The organism is Glaciecola sp. HA4-3 (assembly GCF_055693685.1).
This window is the reverse complement of record NZ_CM146340.1, coordinates 376,824-398,650: the sequence shown is the minus strand read 5'-3', so window position 1 is coordinate 398,650 and position 21,827 is coordinate 376,824. Positions and strand designations below refer to the sequence as shown.

The 21,827-nt window shown below is 39.4% G+C and carries 21 protein-coding genes and 3 pseudogenes; 11 read left to right on the top strand and 13 right to left on the bottom strand.

What is annotated here, in order from left to right:
- Positions 1-15: 15 nt before the first annotated feature.
- Positions 16-1,641, bottom strand: coding sequence for a pyridoxal-dependent aspartate 1-decarboxylase PanP (panP, locus tag ACZ1G6_RS01910; RefSeq protein WP_472617823.1), 1,626 nt, complete (start codon positions 1,639-1,641; stop codon positions 16-18).
- A 269-nt stretch (positions 1,642-1,910) separates the two neighbouring features.
- Between panP and ACZ1G6_RS01905 the strand changes: the two genes are divergently transcribed.
- Positions 1,911-2,630 (top strand): EAL domain-containing protein, encoded by a 720-nt coding sequence (locus ACZ1G6_RS01905; RefSeq protein WP_472617822.1) that lies wholly within the window; start codon positions 1,911-1,913, stop codon positions 2,628-2,630.
- Here ACZ1G6_RS01905 and ACZ1G6_RS01900 read toward each other — a convergent pair.
- From ACZ1G6_RS01900 to nhaD, 4 genes and pseudogenes are all read right to left on the bottom strand, one after another.
- Positions 2,582-3,280, bottom strand: coding sequence for a class I SAM-dependent methyltransferase (locus ACZ1G6_RS01900; RefSeq protein ID WP_472617821.1), 699 nt, complete (start codon positions 3,278-3,280; stop codon positions 2,582-2,584). The genes ACZ1G6_RS01905 and ACZ1G6_RS01900 overlap by 49 nt on opposite strands.
- A gap of 18 nt (positions 3,281-3,298) precedes the next feature.
- Positions 3,299-4,069, bottom strand: a complete 771-nt coding sequence (locus tag ACZ1G6_RS01895) for an ABC transporter permease (RefSeq protein WP_472617820.1) — start codon at positions 4,067-4,069, stop codon at positions 3,299-3,301.
- Positions 4,069-5,004 carry an ABC transporter ATP-binding protein gene (locus ACZ1G6_RS01890; protein ID WP_472617819.1) on the bottom strand — a complete coding sequence of 312 codons (936 nt, stop codon included), beginning with the start codon at positions 5,002-5,004 and terminating at the stop codon, positions 4,069-4,071. Before ACZ1G6_RS01890 ends, ACZ1G6_RS01895 begins: the two co-directional genes overlap by 1 nt.
- A 118-nt stretch (positions 5,005-5,122) precedes the next feature.
- A pseudogene (nhaD, locus tag ACZ1G6_RS01885) lies at positions 5,123-6,548 on the bottom strand (sodium:proton antiporter NhaD).
- Between the two features lie 235 nt (positions 6,549-6,783).
- Between nhaD and ACZ1G6_RS01880 the strand changes: the two are divergent.
- Positions 6,784-7,248 carry a hypothetical protein gene (locus ACZ1G6_RS01880; RefSeq protein ID WP_472617818.1) on the top strand — a complete coding sequence of 155 codons (465 nt, stop codon included), beginning with the start codon at positions 6,784-6,786 and terminating at the stop codon, positions 7,246-7,248.
- Between the two features lie 59 nt (positions 7,249-7,307).
- Here the strand turns inward: ACZ1G6_RS01880 and ACZ1G6_RS01875 are convergent, their stop codons facing one another.
- Positions 7,308-7,751 (bottom strand): DoxX family protein, encoded by a 444-nt coding sequence (locus ACZ1G6_RS01875; protein ID WP_472617817.1) that lies wholly within the window; start codon positions 7,749-7,751, stop codon positions 7,308-7,310.
- A 138-nt stretch (positions 7,752-7,889) separates the two neighbouring features.
- Positions 7,890-8,957 carry a CNNM domain-containing protein gene (locus ACZ1G6_RS01870; protein ID WP_472617816.1) on the bottom strand — a complete coding sequence of 356 codons (1,068 nt, stop codon included), beginning with the start codon at positions 8,955-8,957 and terminating at the stop codon, positions 7,890-7,892.
- 129 nt (positions 8,958-9,086) lie between these two features.
- Between ACZ1G6_RS01870 and ACZ1G6_RS01865 the strand changes: the two genes are divergently transcribed.
- Together ACZ1G6_RS01865 and cdd are read left to right on the top strand one after the other, a co-directional pair.
- Positions 9,087-10,004: a M14 family metallopeptidase gene (locus tag ACZ1G6_RS01865; protein ID WP_472617815.1), complete on the top strand. Its 918-nt coding sequence runs from the start codon at positions 9,087-9,089 to the stop codon at positions 10,002-10,004.
- The gene (gene cdd, locus ACZ1G6_RS01860) at positions 10,001-10,402 is read left to right on the top strand and encodes a cytidine deaminase (RefSeq protein ID WP_472617814.1); all 402 of its coding nucleotides are present in this window, start codon (positions 10,001-10,003) and stop codon (positions 10,400-10,402) included. The genes ACZ1G6_RS01865 and cdd overlap by 4 nt, the downstream gene beginning before the upstream one ends.
- Positions 10,403-10,418: 16 nt before the next feature.
- Here the strand turns inward: cdd and ACZ1G6_RS01855 are convergent, their stop codons facing one another.
- Entirely contained in the window at positions 10,419-10,604 is a 186-nt protein-coding gene (locus ACZ1G6_RS01855) for a hypothetical protein (RefSeq protein WP_472617813.1), read from the bottom strand.
- Positions 10,605-10,963: 359 nt separating this feature from the next.
- Between ACZ1G6_RS01855 and ACZ1G6_RS01850 the strand changes: the two genes are divergently transcribed.
- The 4 genes and pseudogenes from ACZ1G6_RS01850 (at position 10,964) to ACZ1G6_RS01835 (ending at position 14,124) form a co-directional block, all read left to right on the top strand.
- Positions 10,964-11,389: a DUF2721 domain-containing protein gene (locus ACZ1G6_RS01850; RefSeq protein ID WP_472617812.1), complete on the top strand. Its 426-nt coding sequence runs from the start codon at positions 10,964-10,966 to the stop codon at positions 11,387-11,389.
- 194 nt (positions 11,390-11,583) lie between these two features.
- A complete protein-coding gene (locus tag ACZ1G6_RS01845; protein WP_472617811.1) occupies positions 11,584-12,705 on the top strand; it encodes a sensor histidine kinase in 1,122 nt (373 codons plus the stop codon).
- Between the two features lie 13 nt (positions 12,706-12,718).
- Positions 12,719-13,529, top strand: a pseudogene (locus ACZ1G6_RS01840) (LytR/AlgR family response regulator transcription factor).
- Positions 13,530-13,611: 82 nt separating this feature from the next.
- Positions 13,612-14,124 (top strand): hypothetical protein, encoded by a 513-nt coding sequence (locus ACZ1G6_RS01835; RefSeq protein ID WP_472617810.1) that lies wholly within the window; start codon positions 13,612-13,614, stop codon positions 14,122-14,124.
- A gap of 79 nt (positions 14,125-14,203) precedes the next feature.
- On the opposite strand, the gene ACZ1G6_RS01830 is transcribed toward ACZ1G6_RS01835, so the two are convergent.
- A complete protein-coding gene (locus ACZ1G6_RS01830; protein WP_472617809.1) occupies positions 14,204-15,151 on the bottom strand; it encodes an MBL fold metallo-hydrolase in 948 nt (315 codons plus the stop codon).
- 201 nt (positions 15,152-15,352) lie between these two features.
- On the opposite strand from ACZ1G6_RS01830, the gene ACZ1G6_RS01825 reads away from it, so the two are divergent.
- Together ACZ1G6_RS01825 and ACZ1G6_RS01820 are read left to right on the top strand one after the other, a co-directional pair.
- Positions 15,353-16,459 (top strand): hypothetical protein, encoded by a 1,107-nt coding sequence (locus ACZ1G6_RS01825; protein ID WP_472617808.1) that lies wholly within the window; start codon positions 15,353-15,355, stop codon positions 16,457-16,459.
- A gap of 120 nt (positions 16,460-16,579) precedes the next feature.
- Positions 16,580-17,488: a dienelactone hydrolase family protein gene (locus ACZ1G6_RS01820; protein WP_472617807.1), complete on the top strand. Its 909-nt coding sequence runs from the start codon at positions 16,580-16,582 to the stop codon at positions 17,486-17,488.
- 63 nt (positions 17,489-17,551) lie between these two features.
- Here the strand turns inward: ACZ1G6_RS01820 and ACZ1G6_RS01815 are convergent, their stop codons facing one another.
- On the bottom strand, positions 17,552-18,226 hold the full coding sequence (locus tag ACZ1G6_RS01815; RefSeq protein ID WP_472619027.1) for a type 1 glutamine amidotransferase domain-containing protein: 675 nt from the start codon (positions 18,224-18,226) through the stop codon (positions 17,552-17,554).
- Positions 18,227-18,395: 169 nt separating this feature from the next.
- Between ACZ1G6_RS01815 and ACZ1G6_RS01810 the strand changes: the two genes are divergently transcribed.
- Positions 18,396-19,283: a LysR family transcriptional regulator gene (locus ACZ1G6_RS01810; RefSeq protein WP_472617806.1), complete on the top strand. Its 888-nt coding sequence runs from the start codon at positions 18,396-18,398 to the stop codon at positions 19,281-19,283.
- Between the two features lie 37 nt (positions 19,284-19,320).
- Here ACZ1G6_RS01810 and ACZ1G6_RS01805 read toward each other — a convergent pair whose 3' ends face one another.
- The 3 genes and pseudogenes from ACZ1G6_RS01805 to tuf all read right to left on the bottom strand — a co-directional run bounded on the left by ACZ1G6_RS01805 (position 19,321) and on the right by tuf (position 21,784).
- Positions 19,321-19,806 (bottom strand): YehS family protein, encoded by a 486-nt coding sequence (locus ACZ1G6_RS01805; protein WP_472617805.1) that lies wholly within the window; start codon positions 19,804-19,806, stop codon positions 19,321-19,323.
- An 82-nt stretch (positions 19,807-19,888) separates the two neighbouring features.
- Positions 19,889-20,398 carry a hypothetical protein gene (locus ACZ1G6_RS01800; RefSeq protein ID WP_472617804.1) on the bottom strand — a complete coding sequence of 170 codons (510 nt, stop codon included), beginning with the start codon at positions 20,396-20,398 and terminating at the stop codon, positions 19,889-19,891.
- Positions 20,399-20,598: 200 nt separating this feature from the next.
- A pseudogene (tuf, locus tag ACZ1G6_RS01795) lies at positions 20,599-21,784 on the bottom strand (elongation factor Tu).
- Positions 21,785-21,827 lie beyond the last annotated feature (43 nt).

The following is a 21,827-nucleotide window of genomic DNA, read 5'->3' as shown; positions in this document are numbered from 1 at the left end:
ACGGAAGTGTTGAGATTAGGCGATTTTTTCTAACGTGGTGTTATGTAAATCTGACCATATGTTGGTATTGCGAGCAATCGTCAGTTGCTCTTCTAATATCGCGGCAAGGTCTTCTTTTGTGGTAAGAGGGTTTGCCATCACCACTCTAAATACCGTCACAGGCGTTCCATCATATTGCTGAGATTCAATGCGTGTGCGCGATACAAAAGACTTACCAGCTTCACGCTGTTGTTTTTGCACGCTGACGGTGAGTGTATCAAGACGTTTGTTGATCTGACTAATTTGTGATTGACCTGCTGTTTCAAGGAGTTCTTTAAGACATTTTGGACGCAAACGATACGTTAAAATAGATAAAGTCGGACTGGTTATCAGTTCAAAATCATCATGGCTTTTTATCATTTCTGAAAATCGTAGCGCCATTTCCATCGCCCTATCAATTAATAATTGATAGCCACCTTTACCTAATATGTGCAAAGAAGAATAGACCATCAGCGCCATCCCATTGCGCGACCCTTCAAGCGTAGTTGCCCCTAAATCTTTAGAGCCTTCACGCAAAATATATTGGGCGTGATGTCTAACCGCATTAGCACTGTGGGGATCTTTAAACAAAGTCATGCCAGCGCCCATTGGCACGTACATTTGTTTATGAGCATCTATTGTAACCGAATCAGCTAGCTCTATCCCCTTAAGGATATGCTTATGTCGATTTGAGAATAAGGTAGCACCACCCCAAGCGGCATCAACATGAAACCAAGCCCCTAATTCTTTTGCCACATCAGCTAACTCATCAAGTGGGTCAACGTGACCTGTTTCGGTTGTACCTGCAATACCAATAATTGCGAGTACTTTGTTACCTTTAGCTTGGTATTCTAGCCCTGCTTGCAGCGCTCTTTTAGGCGATAGCTGATGATATTGATGATTTACAGTTAACATGTTTTGGCGACCAAGGCCCAAAACGTCAACTGTTTTACCAAGTGAATAGTGACCTCTTTTTGATGACATAATCCCAAGGTTATTGATTCCATAATGCCGATATGCACTAACTAAACCTTCCTTGGCAACGCCTTTAAAACTACCTTGAGGCCCCAATAGTTTGTTACGTGCTACCCACAGTGCAGTAATATTAGCAATTGTTCCGCCTGAGCAAAAAGCCCCAAGGGAATGTTTTGCACTATGTTGGTACTCATCATAAAAGGCAGCATCTTGCTCGTAGACAAGATGATGCATCATACCTAAGGTTTGCCGCTCTAATGGCGTGAATGCTTTTGAGGTCTCGATTTTGACAAGGTTTTGGTTTAAGCCTACCAATAATTTCGCTAAAGGAAGATGGAAATAGGGTAAGGCGGATGTCATATGCCCAATAAACGTCGGAGAATAAGTGTTAACTGAATGAGCCACCAACTTATCCAAAAGCGTTTCAGCATGGCTAGAAACAAAATCAGGCGACTGTGGAACAAAGTGTTCCATATAGTCTTTTTCAATTTCTTCTAACGAGGTCTTTTTGGTGACAACATGCTGAGAAAGAAAATCTGACACGTTATCTGACAAATGACGCTCTATTTTTGCAAGCGTGGAGTCATCATGTTCTGGTTTCGTAAAAACCTTAAACAAGTACTCTAGACTAACTTCAGCTTTTGACAAATTAGTACCTCACCACCACTGCCATAATTCGGCATACTAAACTACGACTTTCACTCAAAAAAAGAGTGTTGCGCACTTTACCCCAAAATCCTAAAAACACCAAATTTCGTCTTAAAAAGTTAATTAATAGCGTCGAACTTCATTAAAAGTGCATTTTTGCTAAAGCTATTGTGAAATGACTACGATAGCAATATGAAAGGCAGGTTTTCGCATGAAACACTCGTAACAAAATCGTTGACTAGAAACACCACTTGATTAAAGGACATATAATGCCAACTCAGCAAGTAGACGTTCAATTTTCCATTGAACAGATTGTACCCTACTTTCAACCCATGTTTGATATCCATAAGCACAAAGTCGTAAGGTACGAGTGCTTATCAAGATTGATAAAAACGGGGGAGCATATTTATTTGCCTGAGCAATTTCTGTCTATCATTCATCACAACAAGGCGAATTTGCAACTCACAAGACGCATGTTGCAATTAAGCAGTGCGTATTGTCAAAGCCGCAACATGCCTTGGAGTGTCAATTTATTTCAAGATGACTTACTTGATTCTAGCCTTGTAAACTGGCTACTTGAATTATCTCAAGAACACAAAAATGGTATGGTCGGAATAGAGTTAAACTATGATGACGTGAAAAGCGCTCCTGAGCTCATTACACACGTAATAAAGAAAGTTCCAGGGATTCATATTGACCTTGACGACGTTTACGAATGCACAGAAGCATTTAAAAAACTGGTTGTCTTAGGAATAAGTAACGTTAAGCTTTCAGGTAAATTGATCAGTGAATATACTGAAACTGGCTCTCACATTGATTGCATTAACCATATCAAGGCCTTTTGTGACAAACATCATTGTAGTGTGACGGCAAAACATGTGGAAAATGATAAAACCTTAGATGCTATTATTGAACTAGGTTTACACTATGGACAAGGTTTTTATTTATCAGAACCAAGTGGACGCATGGCCAGCTTAAAACACGTCTGACCGGCCTGTTGATATTTGCGCTCAAAGGGAGTCAAAGGAGCTGCGTGAATTTCAACGATACTGCCTGAAAACCCATAAAGCTCAGCAGAATATTGAAACTCTTGTAAATATATTAACCAGTTTGAGCGAACCTCAATAGGCGTATTCAATGCCATAATTGCTGGGAAAATAGGGCTTGCATGCCAACGCTTTCCAACTTGCGACTTTTTGGGATATGGATTCGGGTACAGAATAAACTGCTGCCCAAGATACCATCTCTGAGGATTTTCCTTTAAGTACGCAAGTAACAGACGCCAAAAATCAAACAAATCTGCTTGTAAAAGAATATAGTTTGACAATGCATCTTGATTCGCAACCTGATAACTATGGTGTTTATCTAATCGAGCAATTGATTTGTCAATACCAATCACTTTGCTCATAGAGTATCGAGCAGCAAGGTTGATGGTGCTTTCACCTACTCCGCAGCAAGCATCTAATATAACTTCTCCTTCCCAGCCTTGTAAAAAAGACAACATTTGCTCAAACGCCATACGCGTATGTGTAGCAATTGGCCTTTTAAAAACGCTTTGCCGATGCTTTTGGACCATCGATGATAAGTCATCATGAATAGTAGTTTGACTAGATGTAACTTCACTTGCTTGAGATTTCATACTACTTAAGCGCTCGCATTAACTGCGAATACCAACACCTTTTTTAATTAGGTAGTAAGCTAAACTCAGTAGAATAGCGTTAAACCCTATCAACAAACCTAAGGAAACAAGATAATTAACGTCTGAATGGCCCAAAAATCCATATCTAAAGCCATTGACCATATAAACAATTGGATTTGCTTGACTGACGCTTTGCCAAAATAAAGGCAACATCGTAATAGAATAAAACACTCCACCTAAGTATGTTAAGGGCGTTAACACAAAGGTTGGAATAACGCTGATATCGTCAAACGTTTTTGCATAAACACCGTTGATCAAGCCCGCCGTTGAAAACAATACTGATGTAAGTAACAGCGTGACGACCAATACCCAATAATTATAGATATTAACGTCAACAAACAAGGTCGATACCAGTGTCACAATGATACCAATAATACTAGCTCTAGCGACACCGCCGCCTACAAACCCCATGATTATTACCCAAGTAGGTAAAGGTGCTACTAGTAGTTCCTCAACATTTCGTTGAAATTTAGCGCTAAAAAAAGATGAGGAAACGTTTGAGTAGGAATTGGTAATAATCGACATCATAATAAGCCCTGGGACGATAAACTCCATATAGGTAATGCCATTAATATCATCAAGCCTTGAGCCAATTAAGCTTCCAAAGATAACGAAATACAAAGAGATAGTGATGGCAGGTGGCACCAAGGTTTGCACCCAGATTCTTAGAAAACGTGTACACTCTTTTATCCAAATTGTTTTTAAAGCAACTATATTACGACTGCCCATTATGCTTGGCCCTCTTTCGCTGACGCCTGACTAGCTTGTACCAAGCGCACAAAAAGCTCTTCGAGTCGATTTGATTTATTGCGCATACTCATGACTTTAATTTCTTGTTTTGACAAGCTTTCAAATACTGAATTCAAGCCTGTTTCTTTAGGAACATCAACTTCCAACGTTTGATCATCTAGCGCACGAGACTCAAAACCCACAATATTGACTTGTTTAGCACCTTGCTCTAAGTCAAAAACGAAGGTTTCAATATTCAAGGTTGCTAGTAATTTTTTCATACTAGTATTTTCTACGATTATCCCTTTATCTATAATGGCTATGTTTCGACATAGCATCTCAGCTTCTTCTAGATAGTGAGTCGTTAGAATGATCGTAATACCTTGTTCATTGATTTTTTTCAAGAATGTCCACATCGAGCGTCTAACTTCAATATCTACACCGGCTGTGGGTTCGTCTAATATAAGCATTTTCGGTTCATGCATCAGCGCACGAGCAATCATTAATCGTCTTTTCATCCCCCCAGATAGTTCACGCGCACGAGCATTTCGCTTATCCCATAACTCGAGTTGTTTTAGATACTTTTCAGCTCTTTGCTTAGCAATACCGCGCGGGACACCATAATAACCAGCCTGATTAACGACAATCTGCATCAGTGTCTCAAACTGATTGAAGTTAAACTCTTGAGGAACTAAGCCAATACAGCTTTTCGCATCTACCTCTTGTTTGACAGAGTCATAACCGAACACTGAAACATCACCTGAGCTTTTAGTGACAAGTGAGCAAATGATACCAATTGTTGTTGATTTACCAGCACCATTGGGGCCCAGCAAGGCAAAAAAATCACCTTGTTCTACAACTAAATCAATGCCATTTAACGCGGTAAAACCACCCGCATATGTTTTTTTAAGGCTATGGATATCAAGCGCTTTCATGCTATTCCCAAAAAAGTCAAAAAGAAAACGACGCGAAGCGTCGTTTATTGGTGGTAGTATTATACTAGCTTACCTCGTAAGCGCTAGACCCGGATTGATATAATATATAAATTACACATTAGGTGTTTATAAGCATGTGAACCCCAATGCTTGCAAAATATCCAAGTGCAATAACCGGCATCCATTTTAGGTGACCAAAAAAAGTATAATACCCTCGTGCTTGACCCATTAATGCAACGCCTGCAGCAGAACCAATTGATAACAAACTACCGCCAACACCTGCGGTCAATGTAACCAAAAGCCACATCGAAAGATCCATCTCAGGATTCATAGTCAAAACGGCGAACATCACAGGAATATTGTCCACAATCGCTGATAAGATACCGACAAGAATATTAGCCGGTAATACACCTAATTCGACATACATAAACTGTGACGCTAATGACAAATACCCTAAAAAGCCTAAGCCGCCAACCGCAAGAATAACACCGTAAAAAAAGAATAAAGTATCCCACTCTGCCATAGCAATTTTGTTAAAAATATCAAACTTGCCAAGAGAACCATGAGGCGTGCTACTAAGGCGAAAGATCAGACTCTTGTTCCATATTTTTTGATTTGATTTTTAAAAAGTAAGCATAAATTTTTAGATAGGCAAGGCCGAACATCATACCAAATATAGGTGGTAGATGCAGGAAACTATGAAAGCTAACTGCCGTCACAATAGTCAAAAGAAACAAGACCACTATGACCAATCCACCTTGTTTTAATAGATTTTCTTCATTTTGCTGTTCGACCCTAGGAATACCTTTAGGGACGGCAAAACTCATAATGGTAGCAGGCACAATAAAGTTAACAATAGATGGAATTAACAAATTGAAAAACTCGGTAAACTGAACAATTCCTTTTTGCCAAACCATTAATGTAGTGATATCACCAAAGGGGCTAAAGGCACCACCAGCATTAGCTGCCACGACAACATTAATACATCCTAAACCGATAAACTCTGGCTTTTGTTTACCCACAGCCATCAATACAGCACACATTACAAGTGCGGTGGTTAAATTGTCTGCAATCGGCGAAATAAAAAATGCAAGCACACCTGTCAACCAAAACAGGCCTCTATAACTAAACCCTTTAGCGACCAGTATTTGTCTAAGCCTATCAAATACGCCTCTTTCCAACATAGCATTGATGTAGGTCATTGCGACTAACAAGAAGAAAAACAGCTCTGCATATTCCAAGAAGTTGTGCCGTATAGCAGATTCTACTGCTGCTTGATTATCGGTACCTTGGTAGGCGATAGCGATTGATATCCATATTAAACCAGCAGCTGCTAATACGGGTTTTGATTTTCGTAAATGAATTTGCTCTTCAAAAACAACAAAGATGTATGCCAAAGCAAACACTGCAAGTGCCAGATAACCCGTTGTTGAATGAGTTAAATCTTGAATTTGGCTGGTCAGTGCAACATCACTAGCGTAAACATTCGCTGACAGCACCAATGATAAGCAGCTTATCAAAAGCACCTTGAATCCGGTAAACATGCTTGTTTCCTTAGCGTAGGGGGAACTCTAAAATTTTCTGGAAGGATAATTGGAAGCAATTGAAGGCCCAATACGACCTTAGTCTTTAGTATAGCTTCTGCTTCTATTAAGTCACATAGATGTCTTGTATAATAAAGGAATCATAGACATTGTCTGTGCATGAATAGTGAACATAACATTTTTGTATATCACATTTTTGCACATAAGATACAAACCGGTCTGTGGAGAAGAGCTAATGACGCAAACAAAATTTATTGATCCTCGTCTTCAAGCAAGAGAGCACATGTTTCAGCAGTTACATTTAAGTACGTTTGAAACAATGGAATACGCAAGAAACATCCAGCAACAAGTTGAGCGAACAGGTAACGATATCGAAGTTGATAATATGGATTATCAGCAGCTTTTACGCGACTATCAAGTAACTAAAAACTTATCTGTAATCGAAGGCTCACAACTTGAACCTTTGTGTGAACAAACAGATGAAGTTATCAAACAACGTAACCAAGCTTTTGCAAATAGAGCACAGTTGTGTGCATCTGCCATTAGTGCTTTGAACCATTGGAGAATACTTAGCGAAATACCAACTGATCTTCGCGATAACGATACGGTCACCAAAGCGCTAAAAGATAAGTTTCATCACCATATGAAAACGTGGGAATATATTGCAAAGGATCTTAGCGAGAACCCAGATAGCTTCTAATCATTGACCAACAAAAAAACCGGTCACGTAAAACGTGACCGGTTTTTTTGACTATAAAATTAATTCATTCGCTGGGCGATCAGATTATCAAGTGAAAACTTACCTGCACCAGAAACAGCCAAAGATACCGAAATCGCCAATAGGGCTAAGCCAAATGCATAACCATTGTTAGCCATAAACAATCCATTGGGTAAATGCACAGTAACAATGGCCACTACCATGGTAAACGCAAGCGCTATTCCAGCTGGGCGGGTTGCTAAACCAAATATAAAGAATAATCCCCCAAAGAATTCCGCACTTCCTGCGCCAAGAGCCATTAAAAATCCAGGTGCTAAACCGATAGATTCCATCCATTGCCCAGTACCTTCTAGGCCATAACCACCAAACCAAGCAAATAGTTTTTGTGCGCCATAGGCAAAGAAGATAATACCCGCGGCAATGCGAAGGGCGATGGGAGCCAAGCTATTATTTTTTACAAAAAGTTGTGATAGTAATGTATTCATTTTAGATTCCTCGGTTAAAATATTAAGTAGTAAATTAATTCATTAACACATAGCCAGTTTTAGCTTTGTGTTGTGACTTGCTTACTAATTTACACCTATTTTTTAAAAAGAAAATTGCTAAAATTAGACCATACCATCCTATTTATTCGAACTATTATCTTTGAATTGCTCTACCATTCGTTTCTCACGTCGCTTCCACATTATTTTTGCAAGCCGTTTCATACTCACTGTGGTATCTTTTTCGTCTACGATTTCAATACCCAGCAGGCTTTCTAAAAGGTCCTCTAGAGTCAGTATCCCTTCTAGTCCTCCATACTCATCTACCACAAGTAAGATGTGCACGCGCGAATTTAAAAAATGGTCAAAACTTTTGGATAAAGGCATATCACCTAACAAAGTAATAAGAGGCTTTCCAAATTCTGAAAGCGCTTTGTCACCTTCACCATTGGCGCCAGCGAGTAAAATATCCATTCTCATGACATAACCGGTAATGCTTTCACTATGCTCGTTTTCGTAAATGGGAATTCGGGAAAAACTAATATCTTTATGTGTCTCATTAAATTCTTGTACAGTCATTGTCTCAGAAACAGAAAAGATGACTGTACGATGAGTCATTGCATCTTTTATTTGGCGTTCATGTAACATTAATAAGTTTTGCAAAAACAAAGCTTCTTGCTGCGCCAACTGCCCTTCTTTGCCTGACAATTCTGCCATAGCAAGCAACTCATTTCGGCTTAAGCCTTTCAAGGGGCTTTCTTCAGTAAAACCGCTGGTGAGTTTTTGGGACATTTTGACAAGCGGATATAGAGCAATAATCAGATATTTTAAGAAATATGCCGTCGCAGGGGCTAGCGCTTTCCAGTATGTTGCACCTAGTGTTTTAGGAATGATTTCGGAAAAAACCAAAATTAAAAACGTTAGAATTGCAGAAATCAAACTAAAATAGGCATCACCAAACACAACCATCGCCTGAGCTCCAGCGCCTGCAGCCCCCATAGTATGAGCGATGGTATTTAGCGTTAAAATAGCAGATAAGGGCTTGTTGATATCGCCTGTCAATTTAGCAAGTAATATACCTGAGGGCTTTTTTTCTTTTTCAAGCAATGAAATATATGCTTGAGAGACACTTAAAATGACTGCTTCTGCAATCGAACATAGAAAAGAAAACCCTAACGCGACACTGATATAAATTAAAAGTAGAAACATGTTTTTGCTATACAGCCGTTAAAAACTCAAAAGAAAGTCACTTATGTACAGATAGCACGTGAACATCCGTAATCTGCTGTGGTATCGTAGCATAAATAATATTTCAGTCACACAAATCAAGAGGCGAACATGTCTAACTACCCAATAGGCACTCCTGGTATACCATGGACTCATGTCGAAAAAACACTGTGGAAAGACCTTCAAACAAAAAAGCGCAGCTACTCACAAGAAGTATTATCGGCTTTACAAGGCGTTTCCGAAAAGTTTGCTACACATCAATATGGACAAATCGACGTTGATGGCGAAGCTTATGATTTGTTCGCTTTTACACCAACAGTGTTTCAACACGCATTACCTTGTGTATTAATTACAGGCGGTGTACACGGTTATGAAACAAGCGGTGTTCAAGGTGCAATTAAGTTTTTACTTAATCACGCACAAGAATATTTAACGCAATACAATCTTATTGTTGCGCCGTGCTTAAGTCCATGGGGATATGAGACGATAAACCGTTGGAATTCAAGTGCAATCGATCCAAATAGGTCTTTTTTTGCACACTCTGGATCTGCCGAAGCTACACAGCTAATGGAATTCATTACGCAATTAGCCCATCCGATTTTAGCGCATTTTGATTTACACGAAACAACAGATACCGATGATTCGGAGTTTAGGCCCGCTCTTGCTGCTCGAGATGGCATTGAATTTAGTGATTGGGGCATCCCTGATGGCTTTTATACCGTCGCCGATAGCAATCGGCTCGAATTAGATTTTCAAAAAGCAATTATAAAATCAGTGGCGAAGGTGACACATATTGCGCCGCCCGATACCAATAATCAGCTCATTGGGTCTGATGTGCTTGATAATGGAATAATTGCCTACGATAAATCATCCTTAAATTTGTGCGGCGGTTTTACAAGCGCACAATATGTCACAACAACAGAAGTTTATCCCGATAGTCCAAAGACAACACCCGAAAATTGCATTGACGCGCAGGTGGCCGCAATTATAGGCGGATTAAACTATTTGGCGGAGGTACATAAGGTTTGAATAAACAATCAGACATTTTTACTGAACTATCAAAACGACTGTCAAACTCATATAGCCCTTATTCAAAGGTACAAGTATCCTGTGCAATTGAATTTGAAGACGAACAAGGCACACACATAGAATATGGTGTCAATGTAGAAAACGTATCTTACGGACTCACGGTCTGCGCAGAACGTTCTGCCATTTCACAAGGCATTGGCAAAGGATTACGGAAAATAAATTGCGTTTATGTTATGTCCAACCAGCTAAAGGCGATATCACCATGTGGTGCTTGCAGGCAAGTCTTGAGTGAATTTATGCATAAGCCCAATGCACCTGTTATTTGTGTCAACCAAAACCAAACAGATAGATGGGAATCAACACTTGGCGAATTACTTCCCAATCAATTTACGCTGTAGTATCAACAATGGCAGCTTAGCGTGCTCTACGCAAAAAGAAATATAAGTACAAACTTACAAGTGCCGTTAGGATTAAGGCATCAGGCCTAACGTCAATACTAAAGGCAAAAAATTGAGGATTAACAAATTCGATCAGTACCGCGGCATAAATTACTGCCAACATAAAAAAAGTGACACGAAAAATAATTTGAGATAACTTCATACTACTACCTAAGGGCTAAAGGCCCTTGCTAACAAGTCGCTCTATGGCAAATAAGAGCGAGGTTTATACTATTAAAAAAGCTGTTTTTATTTAGAGTTTTAAACTCTTTGCTTTTTATCGCTTTGTTCCATTAACAGTGCTACCTTCCTTGTTTGAATCAAGAGTTGTCGAAAAAACAGCAACTTGATTCATTCTGATACTATCCAATAAATATCAGGGTGTCAAAAAATTGACGTTGATAGCCTACCAAAATTTTATTTTATGTCAAAAGCTAAATTCTCCCCTATCTTTCATTCTAGGTTGACCACAGTAAAACATTAATCATACTCTATATATACACAGCCAGTCGGAATACACTTTTGTCAGACCAAGCAACGGCAATACTCATCATACAACAAGCATTGACACCTGTTTTTCTGATTGTTGGTATCGGGACATTACTCAATACACTCACATCTCGTCTCGCAAGAATAGTAGATAGAGTGAGATGGTTTGATTTACCCGAAGCCGCGCAATCTCAAGAAAAGCGGAATAAAGAATTACGAATTTTAGCCAAGCGCATGAGATGGGCCAATTGGTCAATTAACTTATTGTGCGGTGCGGCTATTATGGTGTGTGTCAACATTATCTTGTTGGTTTTACAAGGCTATTACCTAGTTGTATGGGATAATTGGGTCTTAATTAGTTTTGCTTCAACATTAGTTTTACTCTCAGTCGGACTCTTGTGCTTTTTTGTTGAAGTAAGTTTAGCGACCGCTTCTTTGCGTGTAAGGGTTATGAAATAATTATACTTTTCGTCGCTTGGTAATCCACATAATCTCATTGTGATTGTTTCTTATTTACAATTTGTTTACTTTACGTAAACATATCGGCAAATAGACGCCAAAGTGGCGCTAGGTCCGCAAAATATGGGTAGCATATCTGAAGCAATTAATGCTTTATTGAGGCCAAAACCCGCTCATAATAAGGTAATAAGGTAATGTCAGAAGCATTGATCATGAATATTCAAAACGTGATAGAGAAAAACCCACGCTATCGCTTTTGGTTTTGGCAAGTTGGATTTTGGTTTTTCATGTGTGTCGTGGGCTTTTTTACCTTAATTTTATGGTATAGCGAAGTCACCTTGTCATATATCGGGCATGTATGCATGCAAGCTATATTTGGCTTGTGCTGTACGCTTTTACTGCACAAAGCATTTAATTTTATTAGCCATTTTTCTTTATTTGTACGAGTCGCAACGGGTCTAATGTTGGTATTTACCACCGCATTTATATGGACTATCTTACATATGCAAGTATTTGTATTGTTAACAGGTTTCAATGATGTCTGGGACGAATTTGGCGGTTGGTACTTCAGTGGTATTTTTGTGTTTTTGTGTTTTACGGGTTTGTTTCACGGTATTCGTTACTATGAATTGTTGCAAGGCGAGCACAAAATTGCACTACAAGCAGAAGCGACCTCTAGAGAAGAGCATTTCAAACGTATCAAAGCGCAAAGCGAAGCCCGAGACGCAAAGCTTAAAATGCTTAGATACCAATTAAACCCGCACTTTCTGTGTAACACACTTAATGCAATAAATTCGCTTATAGAAATAGGCGAATCGAAAAAAGCACAAATCATGTCTGTGCAACTTAGTGAATTTTTGCGCTACTCACTTGATAATGATCCTGACTCTATTATCCCATTGCAAGACGAGATTGATGCATTAAGTCTATATCTAGAAATTGAGAAAACACGCTTTGGCGATCGCCTAAAAATAGATATTGATATTGATAAAAGCGCACGCGAAGCAAAAGTACCTAGCTTATTACTACAACCGATTATCGAAAATTCAATGAAACATGCCGTTGCCAAAAATGAAGATGGCGGGACAATTGCAATCCATGCTAAAGTTATTAGAGACATGTTGCAATTGCAATTAACTGACACCGGTAACGATCAAGAAATCGACCCATTAATTATACAAGCATCTGAAAAAGGCATTGGTATGAGTAACATTAAGCAACGCTTGCACGCTTTATATAATGACAATTATCGAATCGTACTTGATAAGAAAAAAAGTGGATTAAGCACAACTATTTCCATTCCATGTGAATATTAAGGCCAATACTTGTATGGTAAAACCAATTAGGACTGTCATTGTAGATGATGAACCTTTAGCACTTCAGCTACTAAAAGCCAAACTTAGCAAAATATCTGACATATCAGTTATCGGCGAATGCGTAAATGGCAGAGAAGCATTAAATGTTATTCAAGAACGAGCCCCTGACCTTGTTTTTTTGGATATACAAATGCCTTAGCATAAATGGTCTAGACGTTACCAAAAAACTACAAAGCGATAATATGCCTCTGATTGTGTTTGCGACCGCTTATGAGGAGTATGCATTAGATGCATTTGATGCAAATGCAGTAGATTATGTTCTTAAGCCACTTGATGATGAGCGTGTAGCCCGCGCCGTTGAAAGAGCTAGACAACGACTAATTAGTAAAGAGTTTGAATCCTTTCAACAAAAATCATCATTGCTAGATGCAATTGATGCTATTAACTCAATCAAATACGCAAACCAAACTCAACAAAGTAATGAGTCGCATATTCAACCCAACAAAATAGTCGTAAAAGATAGAGACGAAATTCATATTATTGAGCAAAAAGATATTGATTGGATTGATGCTGCTGGAGACTATGTGTGTATCCACGCCAAAGGCGAGACACTAATTAAACGCAGTACGCTTAAAGAGCTACTGATGGAGCTTGACGAAACGATGTTCAAACGAGTGCATCGTTCAACGATTGTTAATCTAAATTGCATCCAAAAAGTACTTCCCCATACTAAGGGAGAGTTTTTTCTACAATTAGGTGAGTTTGATAAAATTAAAGTCAGTCGCAATTATAAAGAAGTCATTAAAGATTATTTGAGCCGCTAGCTAATAAATCAAATTGCCATGAAATAATACTAGGCTCTTGCCTTTCTATTGCTACACAAATCGATTAATAGGACATAATCTAATGAGCAAGAAGAAAACACTCAAAAAATTTGTATCAAAGTGGGCGTTTGTTTTTTTAGGTGTATTGCTCACTATTAGTTCCGCAATTATTTCCAATTACTTTATAGCCAAAAACAATGAGCGTATTGGTGACTGGGAGCGTGATGCTTCAAATGTATCTATTCAAATTGAAGAAATTTGGGAAAATAGTCGCTCTTTAGAACGAAGAAAAGATACTGCCATACTATTACTCATTAGTGCCCCACAGCATGAGCAAACCAAAGACTTTGTAAGTGATACACTAGATTTACTTGGTACCCCCATGCAAAACCAGCTTGATTACGAATTTCTTGAAGCTAGCTTTGCCGCCTATAAAGACCAAATAATTGAACAAATTGACGACAAATTTCTAGTCCAACAGGGTTATCTAGAGCAAGTTCAACTAACTAAAGTTGATAACGATGTATTAGTAAACATTGCGCTATGCTTTCAAATACTCGGCCTCATTTTTGTATTAACAAGAGGAATAGTCTAGATAGCGCCACTATACTTTGAACAACGGTAAGTTTGTATTTTGTTCTTCAAACTATAGCGGCTAATCACAAAGTCGCGCGTTAATTGAGACGGCGGCTAAGATCTGTATAGACTAGCCTTACCATGCGTTCTTCGGTAATAAACCAATTACCATGGGTTTTCGCAAGTTCTTGCAGAGGCCTTGCTTCTTGCGCTTGCTCTAGTGTCATACCTGATTTGACCACTTTAACCATAATATCGCGTACTTGTTTTAATACCTCGACATCTTCTTCTAGGCGGGCTTTGTTGCCAATTGGTAAGCCCCCTGGGGTGACATGGCCTGAAATAATGACTGTATCTGGCCCAGATGCGGCAATCATATTTTCTTGTGCACGAATGTAGCCATCAATAGTACCGCCGGTATCTACATCAATGAACGGAAATACGCCATGAAATTGTAAATCTCCCGTATGAATAACGTCAGCTTGCTTAAAATGCACCCACAGATCCCCATCTGTATGAGCATCAGGTTCATGCACGATAATGATATCCTGACCATTCATTGCCATTTTCGCCCCTTCATCACCTAAGAGTATAGTTGGGCGCCCTTTTTCTGGAATTGGCTTAGCCTCAGGTGCTGGAAGAGTGGGCCTAGGTGTCACAGAGCTAACACGAGGCAATACGTTTTCATGCGCCATAATAACTGCACCGGCTTGCGCAAATTGAACGTTTCCACCAACATGATCACCATGCCAATGAGTATTAAGAAGCACTTTAATTTCTTGGTCGCTCAGCTCATTAATTTTTTCAATCAACTTATCAGCGATGCGAGAAAATTGTGAATCAATGACAAATACACCGTCATCACCAATTGAGACGCCAACATGGCCTCCAGAGCCTTCTAGTGCATAAACACCATTCCCCAAATCTGTCGCTTTAATTTCTGGTAAGTCCTGCTGAGCATAAGCCGATGTTCCAAATATAGCTGCTGTTGATAACAAAAAAGATGCGAGAAATATCTTAGTAGTGACGATAGGTTTATTGAACATTATCATGCCTTGGTAGTTTTAAACGATGACTAAGCATAGTCATCACATAGCATTTACACAAGCTCTTATCCAACTCAAATACGCTTAATTTTCTTTATAATATAAGGTAAATTAGACAAGTTAACACATAGCGTATTCCAATTTAAATCACAAGCACACGCGATTTACCGTTTTAGAATAAAGACAAGGATAATCAAAGAAATGGGACGAACTAAAAATGGCGCGAAAATAAATATTATCTATTTAATAGCAACTTTTATGTTATGCACTATTGGTGTACCACAAATATCTGCGGCCTCTTCTGTTGGTGAAAAATGTTATCAAACAATTAAACAAAAGCGTTATGACGATGTTTTATTAACGTGTACTGACACATACGGACGTTCTTGGACCGAAGCGATTGTGAACCGCCAATACTTTTCACACCTTGGTTCGGTTGGCGCTTTATCTGAGGCGGGCTTGCTTTTGCAAGATTACGCTAATTCAGGTGATATGATTGCTCAATATTTAATGGGCCTTAGTCAATTCACGCTAGTGTCGCCTCAAGATCGAGATGACAGCCATTCGCAAGTAAGACAGAGTACCTTGCAATGGCTTGGCAAATCTGCAGAACAAGGTTATGAGCTTGCTATGGCACAATACATTGAAAGAACCCTGAGTCCTTTTTCACTACCGAGCAAAAACGAGCATAAAAATGCTAGTAAATATGCCGCTCACTTGAGAAAAACAAATGGTCTAGCGATACAACCCTATGTTAATGCCTTTAAGAACATCCCACATCAAGATAATTGGCAAAGTCGAATAGATTCAGCATTCGATAACCTGAGTTTACATAGCCTTGAAAAGCTTCATCGTTATTTACATGACTTGAAAGTGGGTTATTTCACCTTTGATAGTGGGCACCCTGATATTATTAGTCCCCGCATTAAAATCACACCAATGAACGAAAAACGCATAAGAGTCTTAAAATACTTGGATGAAACTTACGCCGATGATACCGCCGTTTATGAGCTGGCATTACTTAATCGCAAAAATAGCACTGTCTATGAAGATTATATGGCCAAAGCAATAGAACGCGAAAACCCAAAAGCGTTAAGGACAATAGGAGTATTTTTAGCCTGCAATGATAAGGTTAGTGAGGCTAAACCCTTTTTAATGAAGGCAAGATCCCTAGGAAATAACGCTGCCACAGATGATTTAGAGGAGCTTAATGATTATGGTGATATCTATACTTGCCCTAACTTTTCATTTAGCGAAAGTTTTATTTCAAAGCTACTAAAACCATGGAGCAATTCACAACTCAAATGATGATATTGACCTAAGGCCCATGCGTCAAAGTGAAGATGTTCTATACTAATCATAGTAGTCAGTAATTTTACTAACAAAACTTAAATATGTTTACTAACAATAATTACAAGGCCAAACGCTATGACAGATAAAAAACGACCCACAAGTGTCAATGCTAATGAAATTCCTCAACAAGCATTTGATTGGTATGATGAATATGCCCACGGTGATATCAATCGCCGTACTTTCTTATCTAGACTAGGCACACTATCGGTTACAGGTATTTCTCTTGGTCTCATATCTAGCGCGCTTATTCCTGACTATGCTAAAGCAGAACAAGTCAGCTTTAATGATCCCGATATCAAAGCAACTTATGAAGAGTTTGATTCACCTAAAGGACACCAAAAAGGCCAAGGATATTTGGTCGTTCCACGTAATCTTCATGACAAAGCAGCAACTGTATTAGTTGTGCATGAAAATAGAGGCCTTAATCCATACATCAAAGATGTTGCAAGACGGCTTGCCAAAGCTGGCTTTATCGCTTTTGCACCTGATGCTTTGTTTCCGCTAGGTGGTTATCCGGGCAATGATGACGAAGGACGCACAATGCAACGTAAACTTGACCGCGTGAAAATTGAACAAGACTTTATGGCTGCTGCAGCATGGCTAAAAGACCATAAAAGCGGCTCAGGCAAACTAGGAGTTGTTGGTTATTGTTTTGGTGGTTATATCAGTAATTTGTTAGCCGCAACGATGCCAGAACAAATAGATGCCGCAGTACCATACTATGGCACGCCGGCAAGAGAAGAGCTTCAAACTAAAGTAACTGGCCCTTTAATGATCCATTTTGCTGAAAACGACGCTAGAGTTAACGCAACATGGGAAGCGTACGAAGCTATTCTTAAAAAGAACAATGCACAGTATCTTGCCCACTTTTATGAGGGTGCTCAACACGGTTTTCATAATGATTCGACAAGTCGCTATAGTCCAAATGATGCTGATCTTTCTTGGGAACGCACCTTGAGTTTCTTTCAAAAGCACTTGTCTTAGTGGTGTCTAGTTAAGTTCAATGCTTATAAGGGGCATTCGCCCCTTATCTACTAGACTTTTTTGTTAGGCGCTTAGCTTTTCTACTAGAGCTTTGCCAACCGCATGTGCACTGGATGGATTTTGCCCCGTGATCACTTGACCATCGACAATTACAAACTCTTGCCATGGTTGCACTTTAGAAAATTGCTTGGCTTTACGTGTTAAGCTTTCCTCCAATAAAAAGGGAATATTTTTTATTGTGCCAAAATCAATTTCTTCTTCTCGTGTAAAACCAGTCACTGATTTATTTGCCAGTAAGTCATCACCATTAGACAGTATGATGGGCAACAAACCTGCTGGACCATGGCAGACAGCAGAAATAATGCCGCCTTTTTCATATATTTCAGCTGAAATTTTTGCCGCTTGAGAATCAATAGCAAGATCTGAAAGTAAGCCAAAACCGCCAGGATAAAATACAGCTTGGTAATCGCCTGAATTTAATTGCGATATTGCAAGGGTATTGCTAATACGGCTCTGAAATACTGTATCTGCAAGTACGCTCGCGTTGATTGGGTCATTTTCTATATCAGTCCCATACAAAGGCGCGTTTCCCCCTTTTATTGAAGCAATATCATATTCAAGTTGTGACGCCTGTAGGACATTAACCACATGCGTCAATTCGGGCGAATACGTACCGTTTGCTTCATTGGTTTCTCCAAGGGTGGCGTGGTTTGTAACTAAAACGAGTACTTTCATGATCTATTTCCTTTTCATGTTCAATAAATGGATTACTTTATGTGAGCATGTTATATCATCTCTGAATGAATGATAATCTGCCACTTCGTAAAATCATTATTGCTATATAGCAACAAAGATGTTGATAATATGGTAGCGGCAAAAATTGCAATTAATATGTAGGAAACACACTATGAATAAGCTTCAAGGGTTTGAAGGTATAATTGAATTTGTCAGTGTTGCAGAACAAAAAGGCTTTTCTAGCGCAGCTAAATTGTTAGGATGCAGCACGAGTCATGTAAGTAGGCAAATTAGCCGTTTAGAAAAACGCTTAGGCGCAGCATTGGTGGCTAGAAGCACCCGTTCCATCAAACTTACTGAGCTTGGACAAGAATATTACACAAAGTGTCGTGAACTCGTCGACGGTATGGTGGACGCAAATGAAACCGTTGGAAAAGAACAATTTCAATTAAGCGGTGTTTTACGCGTGAGTGCTGCAGGCACATTTGCTGAGACACATCTTTCAAAGGCGCTTATTGGCTTTGTAAAAGACCATCCACAACTTAGTGTACAAATTAATTACGATAGTAAACTTATCAACTTTGTTGATGAGGGTTTTGACTTTGCTGTCAGGGTTGGAAAATTAAAAGATTCAAATCTAGTTGCGCGTAAATTGGTAAAACGCTCACTCATGGCTGCCGCAAGTCCAGATTACATTGCTCGCCGTGGCAACGTAAGCCATTTTGATCAACTTAGAAATCACGACTGCGTCGTCAATAATGATATATGGAATTTTCAAGAAGATAACAAACTCGTTCCCATACGAGTACATCCAAAATTTCAAAGCAATAATGCAAATGTACTGGTCGATGCTTGTATCGCAGGTTTAGGGCTTGCTTATTTACCCAAGACTAACTTTACAAAGCATATTGCAGCAGGAAAACTGGTCCCTATATTGAAGCCATATTGGTATTCAGGAATCAATAGCTGGATAATTTATCAAAATCGGCAATTCTTGCCTGCTCGAGCAAGACTTGCTATTGATTTCTTAGTTAAGTATTTTGAAGACTGGCAAGAGTGATAGCACAACAAGACGTTTACGCACTTTGTAACAAAGCTTAGTTTTTATGATTTATATCGGGCCTATGAGTTTTTACCATGCCTTGCAAAAAGTTTCTTAGCAACTGATCTCCGCATTCTCTATAGCTTCTATGAGATGCCTTTCTAAACAAGGCACTCAGTTCACTTTTACCCACCACAAACCCAGCAGCACGTAAAATTTTCATCATATCGTCTTGTTGATAGTTCATCGCTATTTTGATTTTTCGCAGAATGTCGTTATTTGTCAAACGCTGACCCGATGTAAGCACGACCGGAGCTTGCCCTTCTTTTTTACCGCGATTTTTAATAATTAAACCATCTAAGAAGACGCTCAGTATCTTATCTCTACAAGGCAAAAAGCCTGTTTCTTCCTCGCGAAGCATCATGCTGGTTAAATAAGCTTCTTCAATATCATATTCGGCATATTTAAATACTTTTATCGTTGCTTGATTGTCCAAGCTTAAAGCAAAACGTAAACGCCTTAATACATCATTTAACAGCATATCAAATAGCCTTGAAAAAATAAGAGGGCGAGCATAAACATAATTAGCGGATCATGCAACTATGCGCAATCTTTATCTTTAACTATTTACTGGAGATGGGATATAAGGTTTCAAAACGAATCGCAACACAACTTCCTGTAAGATCTTCTAATAGAGTCTTGCTTGCGCCAAGCTTATATAGTGACTTGCCAGCGATCTCCCCAGCATACTTATATTCACTAAATATTGTTTCTCTTACGATATGACAGGTCTTATTAGGGTAAGTCAATACGCGCATGAGTGATCCATCGCAGCTTCCTTTGGAATTAGGCACAACATTAATGGCAGCATATCCCCATGTATTGTCATCATATTTTTTAACATTTAAACCTGTATATAGCCTTTCATCCGCTGACTCTTTCGCGGTAGATGTATATGCACCGCTTTCGTTCACTCCTTCATTCACATACTTATCTAAGGCATAAATATCTTCATAGCATTGATTAACGCCATTTTCTTTTGCATATGAACTTAGAGGGCCACCCGAAAAATCCTCAACCGCTATAGCGCAAGATATGTTTACTAGCATAAATATGGTAATCATCATTTTCATGTTCTACTCCACAAAGACATTGTTTAAAAGCACAAGTGCATAATCAAATCACACTACAATCGTTAATATATTGTAAAAATATACGCTAGAAAAAACGCTTTGTAGACTAGACTTAAGTGGGAGTGTTAGCAAAGATATGTGTATTAGCATCAAAAAAGCCGCTCAATTGAGCGGCTTTTTTGATTGGGTGTGCGTTAATCTTAGTCTAAGATTTTTGCTACAACGCCCGCACCAACTGTACGACCACCTTCACGGATTGCGAAGCGTAAACCTTCGTCCATCGCGATTGGAGCAATTAGCTCTACTACAAACTTAAGGTTGTCACCAAGGCATTACCATCTCTACGCCTTCTGGTAACTCTACTGCACCTGTTACGTCTGTTGTACGGAAGTAAAACTGTGGACGATATCCTTTAAAGAAAGGAGTGTGGCGACCACCTTCGTCTTTGCTTAGTACGTATACTTCTGCTTCGAACTTAGTGTGTGGGTTGATTGAACCAGGCTTAGCCAATACTTGACCACGCTCTACATCTTCACGCTTAGTACCACGTAGTAAAACACCAACGTTCTCACCAGCACGACCTTCGTCTAGAAGCTTACGGAACATCTCTACGCCCGTACACGTTGTCTTCGTTGTTTCTTTGATACCAACGATTTCGACTTCTTCACCTACTTTTACGATACCTTGCTCAACACGACCTGTTACTACCGTTCCACGACCTGATATTGAGAATACATCTTCAATTGGTAGGATAAACGGCTTATCGATGTCACGCTCTGGTGTCGGGATGTATGAGTCTAACGCTTCGCCTAGCTCTACAATTTTCTTTTCCCACTCTGCATCGCCTTCTAGTGCTTTTAATGCTGAGCCTTGGATAACTGGCAAGTCATCACCTGGGAATTCATATTCTGTTAGTAGCTCACGAACTTCCATTTCTACTAGCTCTAGTAGCTCTTCGTCGTCAACCATGTCACATTTGTTCATGAAAACAATCATGTATGGAATACCAACTTGGCGACCCAACAAGATGTGCTCACGAGTCTGTGGCATAGGACCATCTGTCGCTGCTACTACTAAGATACCGCCGTCCATTTGCGCCGCACCTGTGATCATGTTTTTTACATAATCAGCGTGCCCAGGACAATCTACGTGAGCATAGTGACGCTCTGGCGTGTCATACTCTACGTGTGAAGTTGCAATCGTGATACCACGCTCGCGCTCTTCTGGTGCGTTATCAATTTGGTCAAATGCTTGAGCGGCTCCACCGTAAGTCTTTGCTAGTACTGTAGTGATTGCTGCTGTTAGCGTCGTTTTACCGTGGTCAACGTGGCCAATAGTACCAACGTTTACGTGCGGTTTCGTACGTTCAAACTTTTCTTTTGCCATTGCCTTTATTTCCTAAGTTTAACGCCCGTTCCAACATTAGACC

Excerpts from the sequence above, each read along its gene's own strand:
- ACZ1G6_RS01905 (WP_472617822.1), top strand. The coding sequence starts at position 1,911 with ATGCCAACTCAGCAAGTAGACGTTCAATTTTCCATTGAACAGATTGTA.
- ACZ1G6_RS01900 (WP_472617821.1), bottom strand. The coding sequence starts at position 3,280 with ATGAAATCTCAAGCAAGTGAAGTTACATCTAGTCAAACTACTATTCAT.
- ACZ1G6_RS01895 (WP_472617820.1), bottom strand. The coding sequence starts at position 4,069 with ATGGGCAGTCGTAATATAGTTGCTTTAAAAACAATTTGGATAAAAGAG.
- ACZ1G6_RS01890 (WP_472617819.1), bottom strand. The coding sequence starts at position 5,004 with ATGAAAGCGCTTGATATCCATAGCCTTAAAAAAACATATGCGGGTGGT.
- ACZ1G6_RS01880 (WP_472617818.1), top strand. The coding sequence starts at position 6,784 with ATGACGCAAACAAAATTTATTGATCCTCGTCTTCAAGCAAGAGAGCAC.
- ACZ1G6_RS01875 (WP_472617817.1), bottom strand. The coding sequence starts at position 7,751 with ATGAATACATTACTATCACAACTTTTTGTAAAAAATAATAGCTTGGCT.
- ACZ1G6_RS01870 (WP_472617816.1), bottom strand. The coding sequence starts at position 8,957 with ATGTTTCTACTTTTAATTTATATCAGTGTCGCGTTAGGGTTTTCTTTT.
- ACZ1G6_RS01865 (WP_472617815.1), top strand. The coding sequence starts at position 9,087 with ATGTCTAACTACCCAATAGGCACTCCTGGTATACCATGGACTCATGTC.
- ACZ1G6_RS01855 (WP_472617813.1), bottom strand. The coding sequence starts at position 10,604 with ATGAAGTTATCTCAAATTATTTTTCGTGTCACTTTTTTTATGTTGGCA.
- ACZ1G6_RS01845 (WP_472617811.1), top strand. The coding sequence starts at position 11,584 with ATGTCAGAAGCATTGATCATGAATATTCAAAACGTGATAGAGAAAAAC.
- ACZ1G6_RS01835 (WP_472617810.1), top strand. The coding sequence starts at position 13,612 with ATGAGCAAGAAGAAAACACTCAAAAAATTTGTATCAAAGTGGGCGTTT.
- ACZ1G6_RS01830 (WP_472617809.1), bottom strand. The coding sequence starts at position 15,151 with ATGTTCAATAAACCTATCGTCACTACTAAGATATTTCTCGCATCTTTT.
- ACZ1G6_RS01825 (WP_472617808.1), top strand. The coding sequence starts at position 15,353 with ATGGGACGAACTAAAAATGGCGCGAAAATAAATATTATCTATTTAATA.
- ACZ1G6_RS01820 (WP_472617807.1), top strand. The coding sequence starts at position 16,580 with ATGACAGATAAAAAACGACCCACAAGTGTCAATGCTAATGAAATTCCT.
- ACZ1G6_RS01810 (WP_472617806.1), top strand. The coding sequence starts at position 18,396 with ATGAATAAGCTTCAAGGGTTTGAAGGTATAATTGAATTTGTCAGTGTT.
- ACZ1G6_RS01805 (WP_472617805.1), bottom strand. The coding sequence starts at position 19,806 with ATGCTGTTAAATGATGTATTAAGGCGTTTACGTTTTGCTTTAAGCTTG.
- ACZ1G6_RS01800 (WP_472617804.1), bottom strand. The coding sequence starts at position 20,398 with ATGAAAATGATGATTACCATATTTATGCTAGTAAACATATCTTGCGCT.